Source organism: Bacteroides sp. D2 (genome assembly GCF_025147085.1).
Lineage (GTDB): Bacteria > Bacteroidota > Bacteroidia > Bacteroidales > Bacteroidaceae > Bacteroides.
On record NZ_CP102261.1, the window covers coordinates 3,326,116 to 3,347,541 of the forward strand.

At 43.0% G+C, this 21,426-nt stretch carries 16 protein-coding genes; 3 read left to right on the forward strand and 13 right to left on the reverse strand.

The annotated features are described in order from the left end of the window. Positions 1 to 72 precede the first annotated feature (72 nt). The 12 genes from NQ505_RS11530 to NQ505_RS11585 form a co-directional block, all read right to left on the reverse strand. Entirely contained in the window at positions 73 to 999 is a 927-nt protein-coding gene (locus NQ505_RS11530; RefSeq protein WP_004301802.1) for a diacylglycerol/lipid kinase family protein, read from the reverse strand. Between the two features lie 58 nt (positions 1,000 to 1,057). Continuing rightward, positions 1,058 to 1,978, reverse strand: coding sequence for a tRNA (adenosine(37)-N6)-dimethylallyltransferase MiaA (gene miaA / locus NQ505_RS11535; protein WP_009000533.1), 921 nt, complete (start codon positions 1,976 to 1,978; stop codon positions 1,058 to 1,060). A 788-nt stretch (positions 1,979 to 2,766) separates the two neighbouring features. After that, positions 2,767 to 5,418: a TonB-dependent receptor plug domain-containing protein gene (locus NQ505_RS11540; protein WP_009000534.1), complete on the reverse strand. Its 2,652-nt coding sequence runs from the start codon at positions 5,416 to 5,418 to the stop codon at positions 2,767 to 2,769. A gap of 23 nt (positions 5,419 to 5,441) precedes the next feature. Further along, positions 5,442 to 6,647: a hypothetical protein gene (locus NQ505_RS11545; RefSeq protein ID WP_004304607.1), complete on the reverse strand. Its 1,206-nt coding sequence runs from the start codon at positions 6,645 to 6,647 to the stop codon at positions 5,442 to 5,444. A gap of 94 nt (positions 6,648 to 6,741) precedes the next feature. Beyond that, a complete protein-coding gene (locus NQ505_RS11550; RefSeq protein ID WP_004304608.1) occupies positions 6,742 to 7,386 on the reverse strand; it encodes an ATP-binding cassette domain-containing protein in 645 nt (214 codons plus the stop codon). A 20-nt stretch (positions 7,387 to 7,406) separates the two neighbouring features. Continuing rightward, the gene (locus tag NQ505_RS11555; RefSeq protein WP_004304609.1) at positions 7,407 to 8,954 is read right to left on the reverse strand and encodes a DUF4836 family protein; all 1,548 of its coding nucleotides are present in this window, start codon (positions 8,952 to 8,954) and stop codon (positions 7,407 to 7,409) included. Positions 8,955 to 9,005: 51 nt separating this feature from the next. After that, positions 9,006 to 9,704: a 16S rRNA (uracil(1498)-N(3))-methyltransferase gene (locus tag NQ505_RS11560; protein ID WP_004309858.1), complete on the reverse strand. Its 699-nt coding sequence runs from the start codon at positions 9,702 to 9,704 to the stop codon at positions 9,006 to 9,008. A gap of 8 nt (positions 9,705 to 9,712) precedes the next feature. Beyond that, entirely contained in the window at positions 9,713 to 10,306 is a 594-nt protein-coding gene (locus NQ505_RS11565) for a bifunctional nuclease family protein (RefSeq protein ID WP_009000535.1), read from the reverse strand. Between the two features lie 13 nt (positions 10,307 to 10,319). Further along, positions 10,320 to 11,570 (reverse strand): nucleoside permease, encoded by a 1,251-nt coding sequence (locus NQ505_RS11570; protein WP_004301812.1) that lies wholly within the window; start codon positions 11,568 to 11,570, stop codon positions 10,320 to 10,322. A 408-nt stretch (positions 11,571 to 11,978) separates the two neighbouring features. After that, a complete protein-coding gene (locus NQ505_RS11575; RefSeq protein WP_009000536.1) occupies positions 11,979 to 13,157 on the reverse strand; it encodes a class I SAM-dependent rRNA methyltransferase in 1,179 nt (392 codons plus the stop codon). A gap of 63 nt (positions 13,158 to 13,220) precedes the next feature. Continuing rightward, complete coding sequence (locus NQ505_RS11580) at positions 13,221 to 13,880, reverse strand: 3'-5' exonuclease (protein WP_009000537.1); 660 nt, start codon at positions 13,878 to 13,880, stop codon at positions 13,221 to 13,223. A 2-nt stretch (positions 13,881 to 13,882) separates the two neighbouring features. After that, positions 13,883 to 14,548 carry a DUF5063 domain-containing protein gene (locus NQ505_RS11585; protein ID WP_004304614.1) on the reverse strand — a complete coding sequence of 222 codons (666 nt, stop codon included), beginning with the start codon at positions 14,546 to 14,548 and terminating at the stop codon, positions 13,883 to 13,885. A 125-nt stretch (positions 14,549 to 14,673) separates the two neighbouring features. On the opposite strand from NQ505_RS11585, the gene NQ505_RS11590 reads away from it, so the two are divergent. The 3 genes from NQ505_RS11590 to trxB are packed head-to-tail and all read left to right on the forward strand — an operon-like array spanning position 14,674 to position 18,817. Further along, positions 14,674 to 17,166 (forward strand): DNA translocase FtsK, encoded by a 2,493-nt coding sequence (locus NQ505_RS11590; RefSeq protein WP_009000538.1) that lies wholly within the window; start codon positions 14,674 to 14,676, stop codon positions 17,164 to 17,166. A gap of 19 nt (positions 17,167 to 17,185) precedes the next feature. Continuing rightward, positions 17,186 to 17,830, forward strand: coding sequence for a LolA-like putative outer membrane lipoprotein chaperone (locus NQ505_RS11595; protein ID WP_009000539.1), 645 nt, complete (start codon positions 17,186 to 17,188; stop codon positions 17,828 to 17,830). Positions 17,831 to 17,866: 36 nt separating this feature from the next. Further along, complete coding sequence (trxB, locus tag NQ505_RS11600) at positions 17,867 to 18,817, forward strand: thioredoxin-disulfide reductase (protein ID WP_004301820.1); 951 nt, start codon at positions 17,867 to 17,869, stop codon at positions 18,815 to 18,817. A gap of 169 nt (positions 18,818 to 18,986) precedes the next feature. Here the strand turns inward: trxB and NQ505_RS11605 are convergent, their stop codons facing one another. Continuing rightward, entirely contained in the window at positions 18,987 to 21,416 is a 2,430-nt protein-coding gene (locus NQ505_RS11605; RefSeq protein ID WP_009000540.1) for a beta-N-acetylhexosaminidase, read from the reverse strand. Between the last annotated feature and the right edge of the window lie 10 nt (positions 21,417 to 21,426).

A 21,426-nucleotide genomic window follows, 5' to 3' on the forward strand; every position in this document is an offset into this window, starting at 1 on the left:
ATTATTTACCAATTACAAATTATCAATTAGATTGTGAGTATATGTTTCTTTCCTTGGGTGGAGTGATCCTGATTAGTTGGGGATGATAAGCGTTGTCTTTTCCGGGAGCACGCCTACTTCTAAAGGAAAATGTTTAGGCAACAAACGCCCGTCCAAATCCACCGCTGCATTCTGTGCCCGGAGTACCTTTACTTTTCTCGTCCGGTAGCTTTTCACCACTTTGTGATTCAGGATTCTTCCCTGAATCAGCATCCATAGCCCGGAAATAATTTGCAGGAATTCCGGGCGGTAGATTACAGATACATCCAGCCATCCGTTGTATGGAACGGCACTGGGAGTTTGTCCCCATCCCCAGGCACTTCCTATACATACGGTCATGATGCGTCCGCGGATATGTTCATCATTGATGCGGAGATGCATTCTGTAAAGTTTCCGTTCGAAGATGAGGGAGAACAGGGCGGCAACGTATGAAAGGAACTTCACACCCCAGAAACGTTTGGTCTGATCGGTGATTTTGACGATTCGTGCTCCCAGTCCGATATTAACGGCATTGAGGAAATAGCGACGCTGGTGTTCGTTTCCGTCGTAGAAGTTGCAGTAGCCTACGTCTATTTTCTTCAACCGATGATTGATGATACAGTCGACAGCCGGCTTGTATTCGGTACTAAGTCCCCAATATTTGGCGAAGTCATTTCCGATACCGTTCGGAATCATGCCGAGGGCGATGTTCTCTTTGTCTTCGGCATCGGATAGCATAATGCCATTGATGGCATCGTTCAATGCCCCATCACCTCCCACAATGACAATCGTGCGATAACCATTGTTGGCCAAGATTTTAGCGAGACGCTCTACCGAACCGAAACCTTCGGATTGTACATAGTCATAGTCTACACCTTTACTGTCCATGTACTCCTTAATTTCTTTCCAGCGCTTCTTTACCTTTCGGGTACCAGCTTTTGGGTTGTAAATCACTCCCCATTTCTTCGGTTCTACACTCATATTTGTTTATCTATCCTATTGTGTATTAAAAATCGCACTATAATAACTGCCAAAGATACTAATTCCCTTGCAGTTTCTCTTTTACAAAAGCTATCTTTTCTTCCATTGGCAGCTCTGCATTCATCCAATGGATCGTAAATCCTCTTCTTTCCATGCCGCGGAACCAAGTCATTTGTCGCTTGGCAAACTGATGGATGGCTATCTCCAAACCGTTGAACATTTCTTCATAAGTCAGTTTGCCTATGACGTATAATGTCAGGTATTTGTATTCCAGTCCATAGTAGATGAGATCGTCCGGTGCAATTCCCTGTTCGATCAATCGTCTTACCTCGTCCACCATTCCTTCATCCAATCGTTGTTTCAATCGGCGGGTGATCTTTTCACGGCGCAGTTCCCGGTCAATGTCCACTCCGATGATGAGACTGTTCAGTTCCGGAAATTCTCTTTCGGGAACCGGATGGGCTGCATAATACTCTTCAATTTCTATCGCCCGTATCGCCCGTTTCACGGTATCCACATCGGTGGAGTTATGCAAAACCTTGTATTGACTTAGCATTTCCGTCAACTCTTCCAGCGAATGATTTGCCAAACGGTTGCGTAATTCCTGATTTTCCGGTACGGGCATCAGTTTATATCCTTTCAACACGGATTCCAGATACATACCTGTCCCTCCACATAAAACGGGAAGACAGCCTTTTTGTTTGATGCTTTCGTAAGAATTCAAGAAATCACGTTGATATTCAAACACATTGTATTTATATCCGGGGTCTGCGATGTCAATCAGATGATAGGGGATTGTACGTCCGTTTACGGTATAGTCGGCCAAATCTTTTCCTGTACCGAGATCCATTCCTCTATATATCTGACGGGAATCGGCACTGATAATTTCTGTGTTGAGTTCATAGGCCAAGGCAGCGGCAAAGGGAGTTTTACCCGAGGCTGTAGGTCCGAGTATGGCGATTAAATCATAGTCCGGCATAGCTTCATTCTTTTATATCTGCAAAATTACGAAATATTTTTAACCTGTTTGGTATTCAATCGCTTTTTTATCAAGATTAATAAGGGGATAGGGAAGGTTAATTTGTATTTTAACCTCTAATTGGTGGTATTCAATCTAATAATAATGAAGTGTATGAGAATACCGCCATCTGATATTATCTACTATGATATTTGTGTTGTTTTTATTGTCAATCTGTCAGGATAGTAGCTAATCTTTTGATTTTTAGTGGAATATGGCTGATGATAGGAGCTGACAATAGGCTGACAATAAAGGTCTTGTTTTTTTATTGTCAGCTTTGTTTTTGCTGATTAAATAGTATAGCTATTTGATAAACAGTTGTTTATCTCCTTTTTTATCATGATGCTATTTTTGTGATAACTTCTGTATATCTGTATGTTTTTACGTTATATTACCACTAAGGTTGTGTTGAAAAATCAGGTGTGATAACTCTAGTATGCTGATAGAATAACACGGAGATACGGGTAAAGTAGCTTAAAGATACTGGCATTGTTCAGCTAGAGTGCCTTTATTGTTCTGCTAGAGTACCGTTCTTGTTAGTTCTCCACGGCCGTGGTAGCTTCTTCCCACAGTCGTGGTAGCTTCTTCTCACGGCCGTGGGAAGATCTCACCACGGCCGTGGTGAATGAATGATATCGGTAGCTTAACAGATGTATACCTGCTTGATAGAATAAAGATAAAGGTGCCTTAATAGAGTTGTGCTTACTTGCGTAAGTCTATAAACCTGGCATTCAAAATCATTTCCACATTTATCTGTTGTTTATTGTCTGTATGATTCGGCATACCTTTCCGTTTTTATCCACACCTTCTATGGTTATATCTTCCGGTGCAGTGCTGTCCGGAGTATAGTATTCGATAGTTGCTTTTCCATTGGCATCCAGTTGAAGGGTAGGATTCCAATAGATCGTACTTCGTAAATCCGAGCGTTGGTCATTCTTTTTTTCGGGCGTATCATAAGTCGGATGGTAGAATTCGACCGAGTCGCTGTACCCTAGTGGAGTGCACGTGATAATACCTTGTGCCGGTCTTGCCGGGATATCTTTGCCGTCTTTCAGCGTAATAACGATAGCACCTGCCGAACCGCGGGAACCTAAGATTGCTGCATCGGCACCGCGAAGAAGGCTCAAGCTCGACATATCACTGGTTTGTATCATGGTCAAGATGTCGTTATCGTCTTCATACACCACGTCGTCAACAACAATGACAGGTTGCTCGGGATTGTTGCGGATATGTATTTCATTTCCATTTGTCACGCTAATACCCGGAAGTCTGGTGACTGCATCAAAAGCTGTTTGTGCACCGAATCCTTCCAGTCTGTCCCCTTCGATCGTGTAGGTGTTGATACCTCCTGTGTAAATACTTTCTGAACTGGCCTTTTTACGACTTCCAGTGACTACCACTTCTTTCAGATTGTACACTCTCATTCCACCTTCCATGTAATATTGGTCGCGGGTGTTGAGCAAATAATCTTCCATAAACGTTGCTGTTCCATCATGGAAAGGAGACTTGTGCGAAGTTGCCGGGTATTGAGGAGTGTCAATCACGATGTCCACTCCGGCAAATCCTCTTTTGGTACGTGCTTGAACAAGGAAAGTCGTGCTATCTCTGAAAGATGTGTTCACGATAAACTCTCCTTTTTCGTCTGTGGTGGTAGTGGCGATGATGTTCTGTTTGGGAGCCAGAATACAAATAGGTCCTTTCTTAACGTTACCTCCAAAGAAACCTTTGATACGTCCGCTGATAGTTTGCCCCTTTTCCATATAGTTGGTGAGGTTCATTGAAGGTGCAGTCAGTACATTCTGGATATGGTGTCTGCGCCATCCGTGCGTCATCATCAGGAAGTCTACCGTGCGGAGAGTCCGGAGGTCTTGCTGCAAAAAATAATATCCGGGATTTTCTACATATCCTTTTAAGTCGGAGGTTAATAGAAGATTCGATACGATATTGTCAGCAAGCGAATCCGGGCGGATACTCTTTCTGTCGGTAATACTAACAGAAAAACTGCCTTCTACCGGAGTACCGTTATCATCCTTTGCTGAAATTTGCAGGGATACCTTTTCTCTTTTTCCGTATGTCGGCTTATCCGCAAGAATTTGCCATTGATGTGGATTCCGGTCGGGTATGAAAACCAGGCGTTCGCTAAGTGCATTGCCCTGTTGGTCGATCAGCATGAAATGGGTGATGCCTGCGTTGAATAAACTGTCGTTCATTCTTCCAAAAGTCCTGTCGACACTGACTGGTTGTAGGATGACTAGCTTTCCACGAGTGTGCGCAATCAAGAATAACTTTTGAGGCCACTCGGTAGCTTCTGTTTTCTGGATTTCGTAACGGATTTCCTTTTTATAATGTGTCATGGAAAGTGTGATTCCTTTTTCTTCTACAGCTGGGAGGTTGAATCGTTTACTGATCCCGTCACCGGATTTGGCAATCACATAGTAAGAATTTCCCACAGTCGGATTCAGTGTGAAAACTCCCATGCCGTCATGCTCCGAGCGGAAAGCTGTCAATGTGTCTCCGTTGGCATCGAACAGGAATCCTTCTATTTCTGTAGAAAAGCCATCCGATCCTTGAGCCTTGAAAGCTATATTCTGATGAGCAACGGTCAGGAGAGCACCTCCTTCCGGGAAGAACTTAACATCAAAGTCTTTTGTAAACGAAGGCAGATAGAAAGTCTTCTTATAAGTATATTGGGGATCATCGAACTCTACTTCAATGTAGCGTGTGGCAATAGTCTTCAGATCCGGCAGGGAAATAGAAATCAACCCATTTTCGTCTGTCTTTCTTTTACCTTTATCTTTAATCTTTCCGTTTTCAATGTAGCGGTAGCGGATGGCGGTATTTCCGAAAGCCTCTTGGGTATTGCTGGTAAATCTTACCTTGGCTGTATAATGTGATTCGTCTTCTTGCTGATACTCAATGTTTGAAACAATCGTGTTGTCAATCGAATTACCGATTTTTAGATTGCGTGAATAAAAGAATTCCGGTTCCTGATTAAGCATCCAGTTGCTATATCCCCGCAAATAATAATCACCTGCAGGGAGAGTGGGAGGGAGGGTGAAGGCATTATGAAAACCCAATGAGTCTCTACGAATCTTTTTCCGTTCTACAATAGAGTCGGAACGGTTGACAAGTTCTGTAATGATGAAGTTGCTTTGTGTATTATCTTGATGTGTAACAGAGTTTACCAGATATCCCTTAAACCATATTTTTTCTCCTGCCCCATAAAAAGGCTTGTCCAGATGTAAATAGAGTTTCTCCTGTGGGACTTTTTCCAGTAGATTAAAATATGCAATAATTGTATCTTGTACGTTTTGCCCCGACAATGGGGCAAAACAGAACAGTATTCCGAAAAAGAAAGCTATTAAGCCTCTATGGATAGAAAATGTAGTTTTATTTTTCATACGGTATGTGTTTGATTCTACATCTATGATTTGTGCATCCAGATTGAAAGCACTTTCCTTTTTACTGCCAATATGTTAATCACCGATACGACGATGAATAATAGAATACCCATGCTGATTGCTGCCCATAATGATCCGGTTTCCAGTTGTGGGAATAGTAGGCGGATGCTGTCTATGTAATAACTACGTAACCAGGAGACTAATCCGATGGATAATACTAGCACGATAACGTTCAATCCTACCGTGAGCAACTGATAAGGCAATGCTACCTTGTTGGGACTGTATCCGATTAGTAGTAGACTTTCCAGCTTGGTCGTATTCTTTTGTAAGAGCAGGAAGATGCTCAACATCAGTATATAGAATGAAAGGATACTGATAAATAAACCCACTCCCAATACAATACCTACGATAAGACGGAGGAAATAAGTTGTTTTTCCGGCATCCAGTTTACCATCTTCCGTTTCATATCCTTTCTTCTGAAAATAACTGGCGATGGCGGAATCTGCCGGATTGCTAACCTCGATAATCAACCGTGCCGGTTGGGCTTCTGCATTCGGTGCAAAATTCTCATTAGCCCATTTCATAAAAGACTGGGGAACAAGAATCGTATTCAGACGATTGGAGAAACCGACAATGTTTCCTTTGTACTGTTCCACCCGTCCGTTGCCACGCATCATAATATCCATTTGAATCAGACTCATTAACCCTTCCGATAGTTTGGGGAGGCTGCGGCTTTGCGCAAAACCGAAATTATAAAGGTTCAGATAGTTGCGCGGAATGATAATGGGTATGGTATGTGTGTTTTCATCGAAATGCCATTTATCAAGCTTGATGTCGACAAACTCATCGGGAACTGACTCAAAAAACATATCTGTGGAAAGATGAATACCGGCTTCCTTCATTCCCAATCCTGCTGAAACTTTGAATTGAGAAGGAGTGAAAGCTCCTATTGTTTTGGTAAACGGTTGCTTTTTCAGATCCGCAATTTCTTCGGCAGAGAATGTATTACTCTTTCCTGCAAAAGAACCGAGAGCACTGATTTTCTTTGTAGCTATGATGAAATCTTTTTTCATAAAGCTGTCTCCTTCGGTGAATACCGGAATGACATCTTTATAAAACTGTACGCTAAGCAATACAATCATCATGCCGAATAGGTTGGCTAAAAAGAAACCGGCTAATTGACCGATACTGATATGTTGGCGGAGAAGCTTCCAGACAAGAGTTGGCATTTTATTTACGATTTTACAATTTACGATTTACGATTTGAAATGATGCTGTGAAAAGAGGTTGTTTATTACCTGCTACCTATTATTAACCAGCTTACTACAGTTGAAGTGTATGGTTGTAAGGCAACTCGATATGTTTACCGATGGAAGTGGCGATCACTCCAGCTCCTTGTGCCTTTGCTTCGGCAATGATAAGTTCACCCATGATGCGGCTGTTATCATCGTCCAGGTGGCTGATTGGTTCATCCAGAAATAAAAAATCGAACGGCTGGCAGAGCGCTCGGATAAAGGCGACGCGCTGTTGCTGTCCGAAAGATAACTTACCGGCTTTCACATTTATTTTATCTGCGATCCCCAGTTGTTCGAAGAATGATAAGATTTCTTTTTTCTTTTTGCATCCGGTGAGGTTATTCTTCAATTGCACATTTTCAAGAGCGCTAAGTTCGGTGAAGATGCGTAAATCCTGAAAAAGCATACTTAGTGAATGCTTTCGCAGGTCGACCCATTGCTTCACGGAGTATGCTTTGATATTGGTTTCATCGAAATTAATAATCCCCTGATAGTCGTTGCGGTAGCCATAGATATAGCTGCACAACGAAGATTTGCCGGTGCCGGAAGCAGCTTCAATCAGATACATTTCTCCTTTCCGGAAGAAAAGATCCTGATGCCATACGTCCGAAGTCACCGAATTACGGTCAGCAAACACTTGGGGAAGTGTTTGCTGTAAGTGAATACTATTCATACCGTTGGTTTATACATTTATTACATGCCGGCAAATTGCTTGGCAAAGTCTACAATTTGTTTGAGGGCATTTACATCTTTGTCTTTCAGGCAGAGGTCGATCTCGCTGACTTCCCCTTCCGAACTCATGGACAGGTAAGAAACCTTGTTGGCCAGTTCGATATATGTCTTAGCTTCCTGTCCTCCGAAACCTGCTACCATTTTAACGATAGGCAGATCGAGGATTGCTTCGGCATTGATTGCTATAAATAGGCTCTTTCCCTTCATATCCGATGCATAAGGAGCATCTTTGACTGATTTGTCGGCAGCTTTACCTACGTTTTTGTAGAGTAACTCATCATTGGTTGCATACATTTGTTTATCCTTGATGCCGAAGAATATATTCATGCCTCTTGTCTTGTAGACATATTCGTCTTTGCCAAGTTGCATGATATCTTCCCCTCTCTTCAATCCCAATGATTCCTTGTTCTTGTAAATCATTTCAAGAGCATTGCCGTTCTTCACGTCAGCGTACATCATGAAAGTGGGAGCACTGCTCATCGTTACGTTGATTAATCCTGCAGAAATATCACCATTGAACGAGCTGAACAACTCTTTTACTTCGTCTGCTTTAGCGATAGATACTGTGTTGCGGAATTCCTTGTTTTCGCTCAACAGGTTATACAGTTCGCCTCCTTTTACACCTACGTTGAAGAACATCAGGGTAGAAGCCGGGAAGTATTTAACGAAAGTATTGTTCGCTTTTCCAACAGATTCCATTTGTTTTTTCAGGAGAGCTTTCACTGCTTCGTTTTCAGTATAGTTTTCTGTTTTGAGGGCAATCTTTCCTTTTTCAAAGTTCAGTCCTCCTATCAGAGTGATGTCTTCCGCTTTCACTTCGGTAGGTAATCCCATGGTTATCTGATCGCGGTAGGTTGAAGGAATAGCTGTCATGGAAGCAAAGAAGTTAATATCACTTTTCTGTTTCTCCATTTTCTGGAAAGCTCCTGATTTCACGATACTATTGCTTGCTGTCTGTTTCAACAAATTAGTAATGGCTTCTTTGGCTTTATCAGTTTGAGTTGTTCCGCTGACATTGACTACCAATATAGTAGAACTATTGAAAACAAGCAAACCGCTGTTCATCGTTGTAAAACTGTAACCGTCAGCTTCGCCTACCGGTTGACAGATCTGTTCTTTTGCCATCACATCGAGTGATGCATGTAATTTATCTTCATTGTTCACTTTACCTACAACAGTGGGATAAGGGAAAGAAGATGAAGAGAACACATAGAATGGAGATTCAACATCGATTCCCGATTCGCCCGGATTCTTCATAACCTTTTCCAGTTGTTGGAATGTGGCCGCATTCATTCCGCTTTTCAGTGCTTCCAGTACTTTTTGTTTAGCAGCTTCATTCTCTTTATCATCCAATCCCGCTTTGCTTGCGAGGGATTTAAGATTGATAGAGGCAACTACCGAAGCGTCAGCCGGTATCACATTTGTATATTCCGATGTTTTGGAACATGCTGCCAGAAAAACAATCAGTACTGCCAGTACCGAGAGTCGTGAAATCGTTTTCTTTGCCATACTTATGTTATTTAAAAGTTGTATAATCATTGATTCAGACATTTACTGCTGTTATTGATTTTGCAGATTCAGCGTGTGGCAGGCCACCAATGCCGCTGTTTCTGTACGGAGCCGTGATTTGCCGAGACTAATCGGTACGAATCCCCGTTCGATGGCCTTCTTCACTTCTTCTTCACTGAAATCTCCCTCGGGACCTATCAAAACAAGGGCGTCTTCTCCTGGTTTCAGAACATTCTTCAATAGAGGCTTCTCCCCTTCGTAACAGTGGGCGATAAACTTCTGTCCTTTAAACTCCTGCCTGATGAACTGATCGAACTCAATCATTTCGTTCAACTTTGGCAGTCGTGCCTTGAGAGATTGTTTGATGGCTGATACCAGAATCTTTTCAATCCGTTCGGTCTTGATGACTTTACGTTCCGAGAAACGGCAGTTGAGGAAAGTCAGTTCGTCAAAACCTATTTCGGTAGCTTTCTCTGCAAACCATTCGTTACGGTCCATATTCTTCGTCGGTGCCATGGCAATGTGTAAATGGCACGGCCATAACGGTTCCTGAAAAATGGTTTCTTTGATGTTTACGAAACAACGTTTGTTGGTTGCAACAGTAATTTCAGCTTTGTAGAAGTTACCCTTACCGTCGGTAAGCGTGATTTCGTCTCCGATACTTAGCCGCAGAACACGGATGCAGTGTTGTGCTTCCTCTTCGGGAAGCTCGTTGCTTTTCTGTATATCTGGAGTATAAAATACGTGCATAATATTACTTACTGATTTTTATTTCTTGAATTGATTTGATCGCGTATCTGCGCGGCTAACTCGTAATTCTCATCTTTAATAGCCTGTTCCAGTGCTTCTTCAAGCGTTCTGGAAGTAGCACCGGGCAAATCATGTTCTTCTTCAGCCCCTTCGTCGTTGTCCGTTTCTTCAGAACGGGTTCTTTCTTCTGACGACATGTGAAGACATTCCTGTTCAAGAATAGATTCATAAATAAGAATCGGGCAGTCGGCACGCACTGCCAGGGCAACTGCGTCTGAAGTCCGTGCGTCGATACGTATAATCTCTTCGTCTTTTTTGAGGTAAATATAGGAGTAGAAAATACCATCCTTTGCTTTGTAAATTAATACACGTATCAGGCTGGTTCCCAGTATAGTAAGACTTGTTATAAATAAATCATGTGTCAACGGACGGGGAGTTTTCACTCCTTTCAGATATAAAGCGGTAGCCTGGGCTTCCGCTGGACCGATGATGATAGGCAGTTGCCTTTCACCGTCCACTTCACCTAATAGCATAGCAAACGCGCCTACTTGCGCCTGGCTGTTCGTGATATTTATAACTTGTAATTCTACCTTTTTGTCCATCGTTCTCTTTTACTTAATTTGTTTTACTCTCCTGCTGGTGTTTGTACTTGAATACCAAGGCAAACAGAATGCCGATTACCAGCGCATAAGCGGCAAAGATCAGCCAAATGTTCATCCATTCGCGACTCACCAGTCTGCCGTCGGCATATACAGAGAATGCATCAACTACCGCACCGCTGGCATATCCGCCCATGATGGCTCCCAATCCGTTAGTCATCATAAAGAACAAGCCCTGTGCACTGGCACGGATAGAAGATTTGGCTTCTTGTTCAACAAACAACGAACCGGAAATGTTGAAAAAATCAAAGGCCATACCATAAACGATCATGGAAAGGATCAGCATCCATAGTCCTGATCCCGGATCTCCAAAACCGAACAGGCCGAACCGGAACACCCAAGCGAACATACTGATTAGCATGACTTGTTTGATTCCGAAATGACGCAGGAAGAAAGGTATGGCAAGAATAAACAATGTTTCGGACATCTGTGAAATGGATAACAGGATGACTGAATGTTTCACTCCGAAAGAATCTGCATATTCAGGGATGCTGGCAAAACTGCCTAGGAAAAGGTCGCCGTAAGTATTCGTAATCTGCAATGCTGCACCTAGAAGCATGGAGAAAAGGAAGAAAATAGCCATTTTCTTTTTCTTGAATAACACCAGCGCATCCAGTCCGAAAGCGGAGAGCCATGATTTGTTTTCAGATTTAGCCGGTCGACAGGCCGGGAGCGTAAATGAATAAAGTCCGAGTAGCAATGCGGAAGCACCGCCTACATAAAGTTGCGCACTTGAATTCTTGAATCCGGTAAGGTCGACAGCCCACATGGCACAAATAAAACCGATTGTTCCCCATACGCGGATAGGAGGGAAGTCTTTAATCAGGTCACATTTGTATTGTTCCAGTGCATTGTACGATACCGTGTTGGCAAGGGACAAAGTGGGCATATATACTAACAGGTTGAGTAACATGGCCCAATACATCTGGTCGTATCCCGTTGCGGTAGAAGCGTAGAAGAGACATCCTGCTCCTGCAATATGGCAAAGCCCGTATAAACGTTCTGCATTAAACCATTTATCGGCAATAATACCGATAATACCCGGCATTACCAAAGAGGCAATCCCCATGGTGGCGAAAATGGCTCCGATCTGTCCTCCTTCAAAATGGAGTTCTCTTCCCATATAGCCACCTAGTGATATTAACCATGACCCCCATACAAAGAATTGCAGGAAGTTCATAATAATCAAACGAACTTTTATACTCATGACTTTTTTAATTTGTGTTTCTCTTCACATTCATAAACCTTGCAAATATAATATTTTCGTTGAATAGGTGGATAAGTAATTTGATAAAAAGGGGATAAAAATGGCATAAATGCGAAGAAAAGATGAGATTTGGGTGTGAAAAAACAAATGAAGGGGGTATAAAAAAAAGAAGGCTATCTATCCCAGACAGCCAATCTTTGTTAACCTTAAATCTAATACCATGAAAAACACAGTGCAAAGATATAGGGTTTATGTTATATAACATAATGCTTTCTCGAAAATCTTCTATTTGTTAACTCTAATTAACTTTGAATCTTCCGTTTTTCTGTTATTGCCCTCTCTAATCAGCTATACTTCCGGAGAAATGTCTGATATCCGAATGGAAACTTGGCTCCGGCACCTTGCCGATTATTCTACGTAGAGTACCAATCCTTTCAGATATTCTCCTTCGGGATGATAGATGTTTACCGGATGGTCGGCCGGTTGAGTCAGCTGGTGTAGAATACGTACGCTACGCCCTGACATGGCTGCTGCGGTAAACACGGCAGTACGGAAATTATCTTTGCTTACCACTTGCGAACAAGAGAAAGTAAACAGGATACCACCCGGTTTGATTTTCTCGAATGCTTTGGCGTTCAGTTTACGGTAACCTTGCAAAGCATTCCGTAGTGCATCTTTATGTTTGGCAAATGCGGGCGGATCAAGGATGATTAAATCATACTGGTCGCCCATGCGGTCGAGATATTTGAAAGCATCCTCGGCAAACGCCTCGTGGCGGGAATCACCAGGGAAGTTTAATTCCACGTTTTTGTTAGTCAGATCAATCGCTTTGGCTGAACTGTCGACAGAGTGCACGAGTTTCGCACCTCCGCGCATGGCGTAGAATGAGAATCCGCCGGTGTAGCAGAACATATTCAGTACCGAACGGTCTTTGGCGTAACGTTCCAGCAAAGAACGGTTTTCACGCTGATCTACAAAGAACCCGGTCTTCTGACCTTTCAGCCAGTCCACATGGAACTTCAAGCCATATTCTTGTGCGATATTATCACTGCTTCCTCCTTTCAGAAAACCGTTTTCGGGGAAAAGGTCTGCCTTAAAAGGAAGAGTTGTTTCTGATTTATAATAGATATTTTCGATCTTGTCACCCATTACTTCGGATAAAGCTTCGGCAATTGCCATGCGGTCTACATGCATTCCTGCAGAGTGTGCCTGCATAACAGCGGTTTTGGCATAAACGTCAATCACCAGTCCGGGGAGATTGTCTCCTTCACCGTGAACGAGGCGGTAAGTGTTGTTGGTCGGATTAGTGGCGATGCCGATACTGCGACGCATATCGTATGCAATTTCCAGTTTGCGTTTCCAAAAATCGTGATCGATAGGTTCCTGGCGGAAAGACAGTACGCGCACAGCAATACTTCCGATCTGGAAATGTCCTTCGGCAATAAATTCTTTTTTTGAGGTGTACACTTCTACAACTTCACCTTCATCGGGCTCTCCGTCAAAACGAGCGATAGCACCGGAAAAAATCCAGGGGTGGAATCTCTTAAGAGAATCTTCTTTACCAGGTTTGAGATATACTTTATGCATAATGTAGTCTTTCCTCAACCCTCTCCCAAGGGGGAGGGCTTCAGATCGTTTTATTATTGGTTATTAATCACTTATTTTATTACTCATCACTTCCTCCGCGGGAGAGACAGTAGCTGTCAGCGGAGAAACCTCCCAATCTCCCGTCTGTTTCAGTTCTTGCAACAGATTGTAGATATTGAGGCATGCCCATGCATCGGTAGCAGCGTATTGTTTCTGTCCGTCACTTAATACATCAGCTTCCCAGTTGGACAAGCGTTGTGATTTGGATATTTTTTCTTTGAATAAGATGGCGTAAATCTTTTGCAGACTTTTGTCCTGTATTCCGAATTGACGCACATAGTCCTGTAATTCGATACAGCTTTGTTGGGTGAAAGGTGCACGTTTGTGCAGCATCATAAAGTCGTCTTTCAGTGAAAGTCCCACTTTGATTACAGCCGGATTTTCTAACAAGTCAACCAATGGCTGGGTCAATCCCGTCATATTGAGCCGGAATAAGAAACAGCATTCTTCGGAAGAAATCTGGAGAAGTGCTACTTTGTGCGATTGTCCTTTGGTAAAGGAAGGGCGAGTTTCGCTGTCGATACCTATCACTGGTCTGGATTGGAGGTAAGCTACTGCTTTTTCCGTTTCAGCTTCCGACTGGATAACATAAATACGTCCCGGAAAGACTGTTTTCGGGAGTTCTTTTAGTTCATCTTTATCTATGGTTCTTCTTACAATCATTTCTATTTTAATTCATCATCGTGGCAATGGCAACCGTCTTCGTGACAGTGGCAATCATCATCGTGGCAATGACAGCCATCTTCTTCACAACAATCGTTGTCGTCGCTTGGTTCGTAAAATCCTTCTTCATTACCTACTTCCTCTTCTTCTTCCTCCTGGTTGTATTTCACGTCGTGAAGGGCACGAAGTGTGTTTACCAGTTTCTGTCCCCACAGTGTACCGAAGTTTTCCTGGCAGATGGCCAATGAATCATTCATTGTTTCGTTCAGTCCCAGTTGGAAGACAAATATGAAATCTTTAATATCCTGATAAATGTCGGCCAGGTCTTCCGATATAGACTTCTTGATAGGCTGGTCGCTATACACCATATCTTGCACGAATACGTCCAGATAATCATCCTTGTCAGCCATCAATCCGGAAAGGTTGATACGCAGAATTTCGTAAATCTCTTCTGTGACATACGTTTCAAGTGCTTCGTCCCCGATAGTCTCACATTTGGGCAGCATAGATGCTTTGAGATAGAGTAGGGGAAGTATTTTTAATGATGTATCAACGAAAGTGCTACGCTTCATGCGTTCGGCACGTTCGAGAAATGCACAAAATTCGGCAGCTACCGTTACGAACTCAATTACGTTTTTATCAAATATCGTTTGGCTTTCTTTTTCCATGATCTATATTGATTTGAAACGCAAAGGTAAGAAAAAGGATTGAATGAGCGTAGTGCTCGTTATTTTTTTATTATTTTTGCAGCTTAGAATCTCATTCCTGTTTTATAAAAAAGAATTAAAGACTCATGGCAAAGAAGAAATTAGATAAGGAGGCGGAACGTACTCCCTCTTCCCCCAGTAAAATTGTGGCTGTATTTAAGAATGAAACCATTCATTTTGTAATCGGATTGATGCTGGTCATCTTTTCTGTTTACCTGTTGTTGGCTTTTTCTTCCTTCTTCTTCACGGGGGCTGCCGATCAAAGTATTATTGATAGTGGCAGTTCGGCAGATTTGGCGGCTGTTAATAATCAGGTGAAGAATTATGCAGGTTCACGCGGAGCACAATTGGCCAGTTATCTGATTAATGACTGTTTCGGTGTTTCCTCTTTCTTCATACTTGTTTTCCTGGCAGTGGCAGGATTGAAGTTGATGCGTGTACGTGTTGTACGTTTGTGGAAGTGGTTTATCGGCTGCACACTCTTGCTGGTCTGGTTCTCCGTATTCTTCGGATTTGCCTTTATGGATCATTATCAGGATTCCTTCATTTATTTGGGAGGTATGCACGGATATAATGTCAGTCGTTGGCTGATCTCGCAAGTTGGAGTACCCGGTGTGTGGATGATCCTGTTGATAACGGCTATCTGTTTCTTCATATATATAAGTGCGCGTACCGTCATCTGGTTGCGTAAACTCTTCGCATTGAGTTTCCTGAAACGCGAAAAGAAAGAAGAAAAGGAGAATGTTCCGGAAGGAGAAGGCGATCCGGAATTTACGACTTCCCAACCGCAAGAAGTGGAGTTTAATTTGAAACGGACGTATAAACAGACACCTCCTCCGGCACCAGTGATGGATATTCAGGCTGAAGAACCTGAAGACGACTTTCCTATTAATAAACCGGAAAAGGAAGATACTTCCGTATCTGACGAGAGTGAAGGAGTGACTATGGTATTTGAACCGACTGTTTCCAATCCTGCTCCTATTGTGCAGGAAGACTCTTTGGAAGAGGCGGAACCCGGATTTGAGGTGGAACCGGCAGCTTCGGAAGAAGAATACCAGGGACCTGAACTCGAACCGTATAATCCTACTAAGGATTTGGAAAACTACCGTTTCCCGACTATCGATTTGATGAAGCATTTTGAAAATGATGATCCGACGATTGACATGGACGAGCAGAATGCAAATAAAGACCGTATCATCAATACATTGCGCAGCTTCGGAATCGAAATCAGTACGATTAAAGCAACCGTGGGACCTACGGTAACTCTATATGAAATTACTCCGGAACAGGGAGTACGTATTTCTAAAATCCGTGGGTTGGAAGATGATATCGCATTGAGCCTTTCCGCTGACGGTATCCGTATTATTGCTCCGATACCGGGTAAAGGAACCATCGGTATTGAAGTACCGAACAAGAATCCGAAAATTGTTTCCGGACAGAGTGTGATCGGAAGTAAGAAATTCCAGGAATCCAAATATGACTTGCCTATTGTATTGGGTAAGACGATTACGAACGAAGTCTTTATGTTCGACCTTTGCAAGATGCCGCACGTATTGGTGGCAGGTGCAACCGGTCAGGGTAAATCAGTCGGTTTGAATGCCATTATCACTTCCTTATTATATAAGAAGCATCCGGCAGAATTGAAGTTTGTGCTGGTCGATCCGAAGAAAGTGGAATTCAGTATCTATTCGGTGATTGAAAATCACTTCCTTGCCAAACTTCCTGATGGAGGCGAACCGATTATTACGGACGTAACGAAAGTAGTGCAAACCCTGAACTCTGTTTGTGTGGAGATGGATACCCGTTATGATCTTTTGAAGATGGCACATGTGCGTAATATCAAAGAATATAACGAGAAATTTATCAACCGCCGCCTGAATCCGGAAAAGGGACATAAGTTTATGCCGTATATCGTAGTGGTGATTGACGAGTTTGGAGATTTGATTATGACTGCCGGTAAGGAAGTGGAACTTCCGATTGCCCGTATTGCACAGTTGGCGCGTGCTGTCGGCATCCACATGATTATTGCTACACAGCGTCCGACTACTAATATTATTACAGGTACGATCAAAGCCAACTTCCCTGCACGTATCGCATTCCGTGTTTCTGCCATGATGGACTCCCGTACCATTCTCGACCGTCCGGGTGCTAACCGTTTGATTGGTAAGGGTGATATGCTCTTCTTGCAGGGAGCCGATCCGGTGCGTGTGCAGTGTGCCTTTATCGATACGCCGGAAGTGGAAGAAATTACGAAATTCATTGCCCGTCAGCAAAGTTATCCTACTCCGTTTTTCCTGCCAGAGTTCGTGAGTGAAGATGGTGGCAGTGAAGTCGGAGATATTGATATGGGACGTCTTGATCCGTTGTTCGAAGATGCAGCCCGACTGGTGGTGATCCATCAGCAAGGTTCCACTTCGTTAATTCAGCGTAAATTCGCTATCGGTTACAACCGTGCCGGACGTATTATGGACCAACTCGAAAAAGCGGGAATCGTAGGCCCTACCCAGGGAAGCAAGGCGCGCGATGTCTTGTGCATGGATGATAACGATCTTGAAATGCGATTGAACAATTTACAGTAACCGTTCGTTTATTAATCAAATGAGAAAGTACATTTTTAGTGTTTTAATAGCTTTACTGTCTTTGCCTGTGATTGCCCAACAACAGTCGCAGGCTAAAGTTATTCTTGACAAGACGGCAGAGGCGTTTCGTAAAGCAGGTGGTGTAAAGGCTGATTTTACTGTAAAGGCTGTGACGAACGGTCTGGTAGAAGGTGCAGAAAATGGAACGATTCAGTTGAAAGGAGAGAAATTCGTACTGAAAACGTCGGATATCATCACTTGGTTTGATGGAAAAACGCAGTGGAGTTATGTGACAAAGAATGATGAAGTGAACGTCAGCAATCCGACACAGGAAGAGTTGCAGCAGATTAATCCGTATACGTTTCTATATATGTATCAGAAAGGATTCTCTTATAAGTTAGGAACAACTAAGACGTATCGTGGAAAAGCCGTTTGGGAAGTCGTTTTGACTGCCAGGGATAAGAAACAGGAGTTGGAACATATCACTCTTTTTGTGACGAAGGATACTTACGAACCTTTGTATATTTTGCTTCAACAGCGTGGTCAGCAGACGCGTAATGAGATAACCATTACAAGTTATCAGACTAAGCAGAATTATGCGGATCAGGTTTTTACGTTTAATAAGAAACAATACCCCAATGCGGAGGTAATAGATTTGAGATAATATACGTTTATAACAAAACGATAAAGATAAATTAAAATGGCAGAAATAGAAAAAGTGAAATGCCTGATTATAGGTTCAGGACCTGCCGGATATACGGCAGCGATTTATGCAGGACGTGCAAATTTATGTCCGGTGCTTTATGAAGGATTGCAACCGGGTGGCCAGTTGACTACTACTACGGATGTGGAGAACTTCCCCGGTTATCCGGAAGGAATCAGTGGTCCACAGTTGATGGAAGACTTGCGTGCACAGGCAAGCCGTTTCGGAACAGATGTTCGTTTCGGTATTGCTACGGCGGCCGATTTGAGCAAAGCCCCTTATAAAATAACAATCGATGGTGATAAGGTTATTGAAACAGAATCATTGATTATTGCTACCGGAGCTACTGCTAAATATCTGGGACTGGAAGATGAAAAGAAATATGCCGGAATGGGTGTAAGTGCTTGCGCCACTTGTGACGGATTTTTCTATCGTAAGAAAGTAGTTGCCGTAGTCGGTGGCGGTGATACAGCTTGTGAAGAAGCTGTTTATCTTGCCGGACTTGCATCCAAAGTATATCTGATTGTCCGCAAACCTTTCCTGCGTGCGTCGAAGATTATGCAGGAACGAGTAATGAACCACGAGAAAATAGAAGTTCTTTTTGAACACAACGCGGTTGGTTTGTTTGGCGACAATGGGGTAGAAGGTGTAAACCTGGTGAAACGTTGGGGCGAACCGGATGAAGAACGTTACAGCTTGCCTATCGACGGTTTCTTCCTGGCTATCGGACATCAGCCGAATACTGAAATCTTTAAAGAATACGTTGATACGGACGAAGTGGGTTATATCATCACGGAAGGTGATAGTCCCCGTACAAAAGTCCCCGGAGTTTTTGCGGCAGGAGATGTTGCCGATCCGCATTATCGTCAGGCTATTACGGCTGCGGGAAGTGGTTGCAAAGCAGCTTTGGAAGCAGAACGTTATCTTTCTGCCAAAGGACTCATTTAATCCGGTTTATATCCGATCATAGGAGGGTATTAAAACCCTTATAAATATAAAAATCACCCACGCTAGAGTTTAATCTGTAGCGTGGGTGATTTTGTAGAGAGGGGAGTCTTGCTCCCCTTTATTTTGTAAACTCAAAGCTTCTCGAACAATATTTGTCGATTGTCTTTGGTTAATACGCTTCTATTTCATCTATCCATAATTCGGCAGGAATGACTTCCGGACCGTTATTCTTTTCAAAGTTGACACCATTACGCAGTGTGCCGCCATTCTTGATTTTGACTTTCAGGAATGTAGCCTGTGCCGGTTCAAATTCAATGGAATCGGTGAATGCAATTCTTCCTGTTTCCGGATAATCGTGTTTCAAAGCTTTTTCGGCTATCCGTGTGTATTGCTTGCCGTCTGCTGATACTTCTACGGCAACTCCTCCTGCAGGAAGAATTCTCATAGCAGGATTGAATAAAGAACCGAAAATAACTTTGCTGACTTGTGTCGGTTTATCCAGATGAACGATAAATTCCAAGTCCTTACCCTCCACGATGCCGAAACTACACCACGGAGTATAAGAAGCATTATTGCCTCGTTTGCCGTTGGTCAGTCCAAAGGTGGTTTTGTCAGCTCCTAATACATCGTTTTCATCGAATATATCGCCTGTCCATCCCATCGTATAATTAACCGTATAGGGCTTTCCTGTCAATAAATTGCCATACAGTGGCTTGTGAGCTACTTTACCCAACATCTTTCCGTCTTTGAAAGCTGCGGCTTTCAGGTCGATATTACCTTCAAGAACGAAAGGCTTTTCATATAAGACGGACGCTTTGGTCGGTTCGCTGCCATCCGTTGTATACCGGATTTCCGCATTCGGGTAGAAACTTTCCAGCAATACCATTAAAGGACCGTTTTCATCTGCGTGCGTATTTATATTTACGTCATAGAAGTTGAGACAAGGTTGGGTGTTCATAACTTTCAAACGTTCAAATTCAGTCACCATCCGTTCGCAGAAATTCTTCCAGTCTTTGTTTGCGTTTTGTGTCCAGGCCGTTTCGGCGATAGCCATTGCACGCGGGAAAGCCTGGTAGTCTGTACGTTCTGAAGTCTGCATATATTCTCTCCAGATATTACCTTGTATTCCGATGATATGCTTCTTGGCAAGTTCGTCAGCATCGTCCGGAACAGGGTTATAGCTATATGTTTTCTTCAAGGTATTGTATCCGCCAATAGTAGTCGGAGAAATTTCCGGCTCTTCCTGATAGTAGTCCAGATATACATAAGGATTCGGAGTCATGATGGCATTATGCCCTGCTTTGGCTGCGTTCATACCCCCTTCTACACCGCGCCATGACATAACAGTTGCATTGGGAGCCAGACCACCTTCGAGAATTTCATCCCAGCCGATGATGTTTTTACCTTTGCTATTCAGGTATTTCTCCATACGGGTAACGAAATAGCTCTGCAACTTATCTTCTTTGCTGTGCTTTATTCCGTCTATCTTACTGGGAGTCGTATCATCTTTCAATCCCAACTGACGGATTAACTGCTGGCAGAAAGCACTATTCTTCCATGCTGTCTTGGGACATTCGTCGCCACCGATGTGAATGTATTCGCTGGGGAATAATTCTATTACTTCATCCATCACTCCTTCAAAAAAAATGAAAGTCGTTTCACTCGGACAGAATACCTGTTCGAATACTCCCCAGGTAGGAGATACCTTGTAAGTCTGTGTAGAGTCGCATGACAATTCCGGATAGGCAGCAAGTGCAGCCAATGCATGTCCCGGCATTTCTATTTCGGGAACAACATTGATATATTTACTTGCGGCATAAGCCACTACATCTTTGATTTGCTCCTGTGTATAATAACCTCCATGTTCTTTTCCGTCGAATACTTGCGGATAGTTTACATAGTAATAGTCTACCAATGTCTTTTCACGCTGGGAACCGATTTCCGTCAATTTGGGATATTTCTTAATCTCGATTCTCCATCCCTGATCGTCTGTCAAATGCCAGTGGAAGACATTCATCTTGTTCATAGCCAGTAAGTCGATAAACTTGTAAATGTAGTCAATCGGTACATAATGGCGGCAAACATCCAACATGAGTCCGCGATGAACAAAACGGGGTGAATCTTCAATTTCTACGGCAGGAACCGACCAGTCAGCTTTCTTATCCAACTGCTTTCCGTAAATTGCCGGAGGGAGTAACTGATAAAGAGTCTGCACTCCATAAAAGAATCCGTTTGGCTGGGAAGCGGTGAGTGTAATGAAACTGGGAGTAACCGACAATTTATAACCTTCTTTCGGCATACCTTCCTGTACAACAAAAGAGATTGCTGTTTTTCCGTCTGCACTTTCAGCTTCTTTCAAAGAAATTCCTGCTGTGAGCTTTAGCTGTCCGGCCAAGCTGTCGGCAATGCTTTTTACTTCCGGAGCATCCGAAGGAACTACGAGACAGACTTTGTTGTTTAGTTCAAAGCGTCCTTCCTGTGGAAGAATCTGGTTGGGTTTGGGAACGATGTTGTACTCGTTCGCCGCTTCTTTTGTCTTCTGGCAACTGGGGGTAATCATTAGCAAGGACAAAAGAAGAAGAGAAATACTTTTCTTCATGGTCAAAATG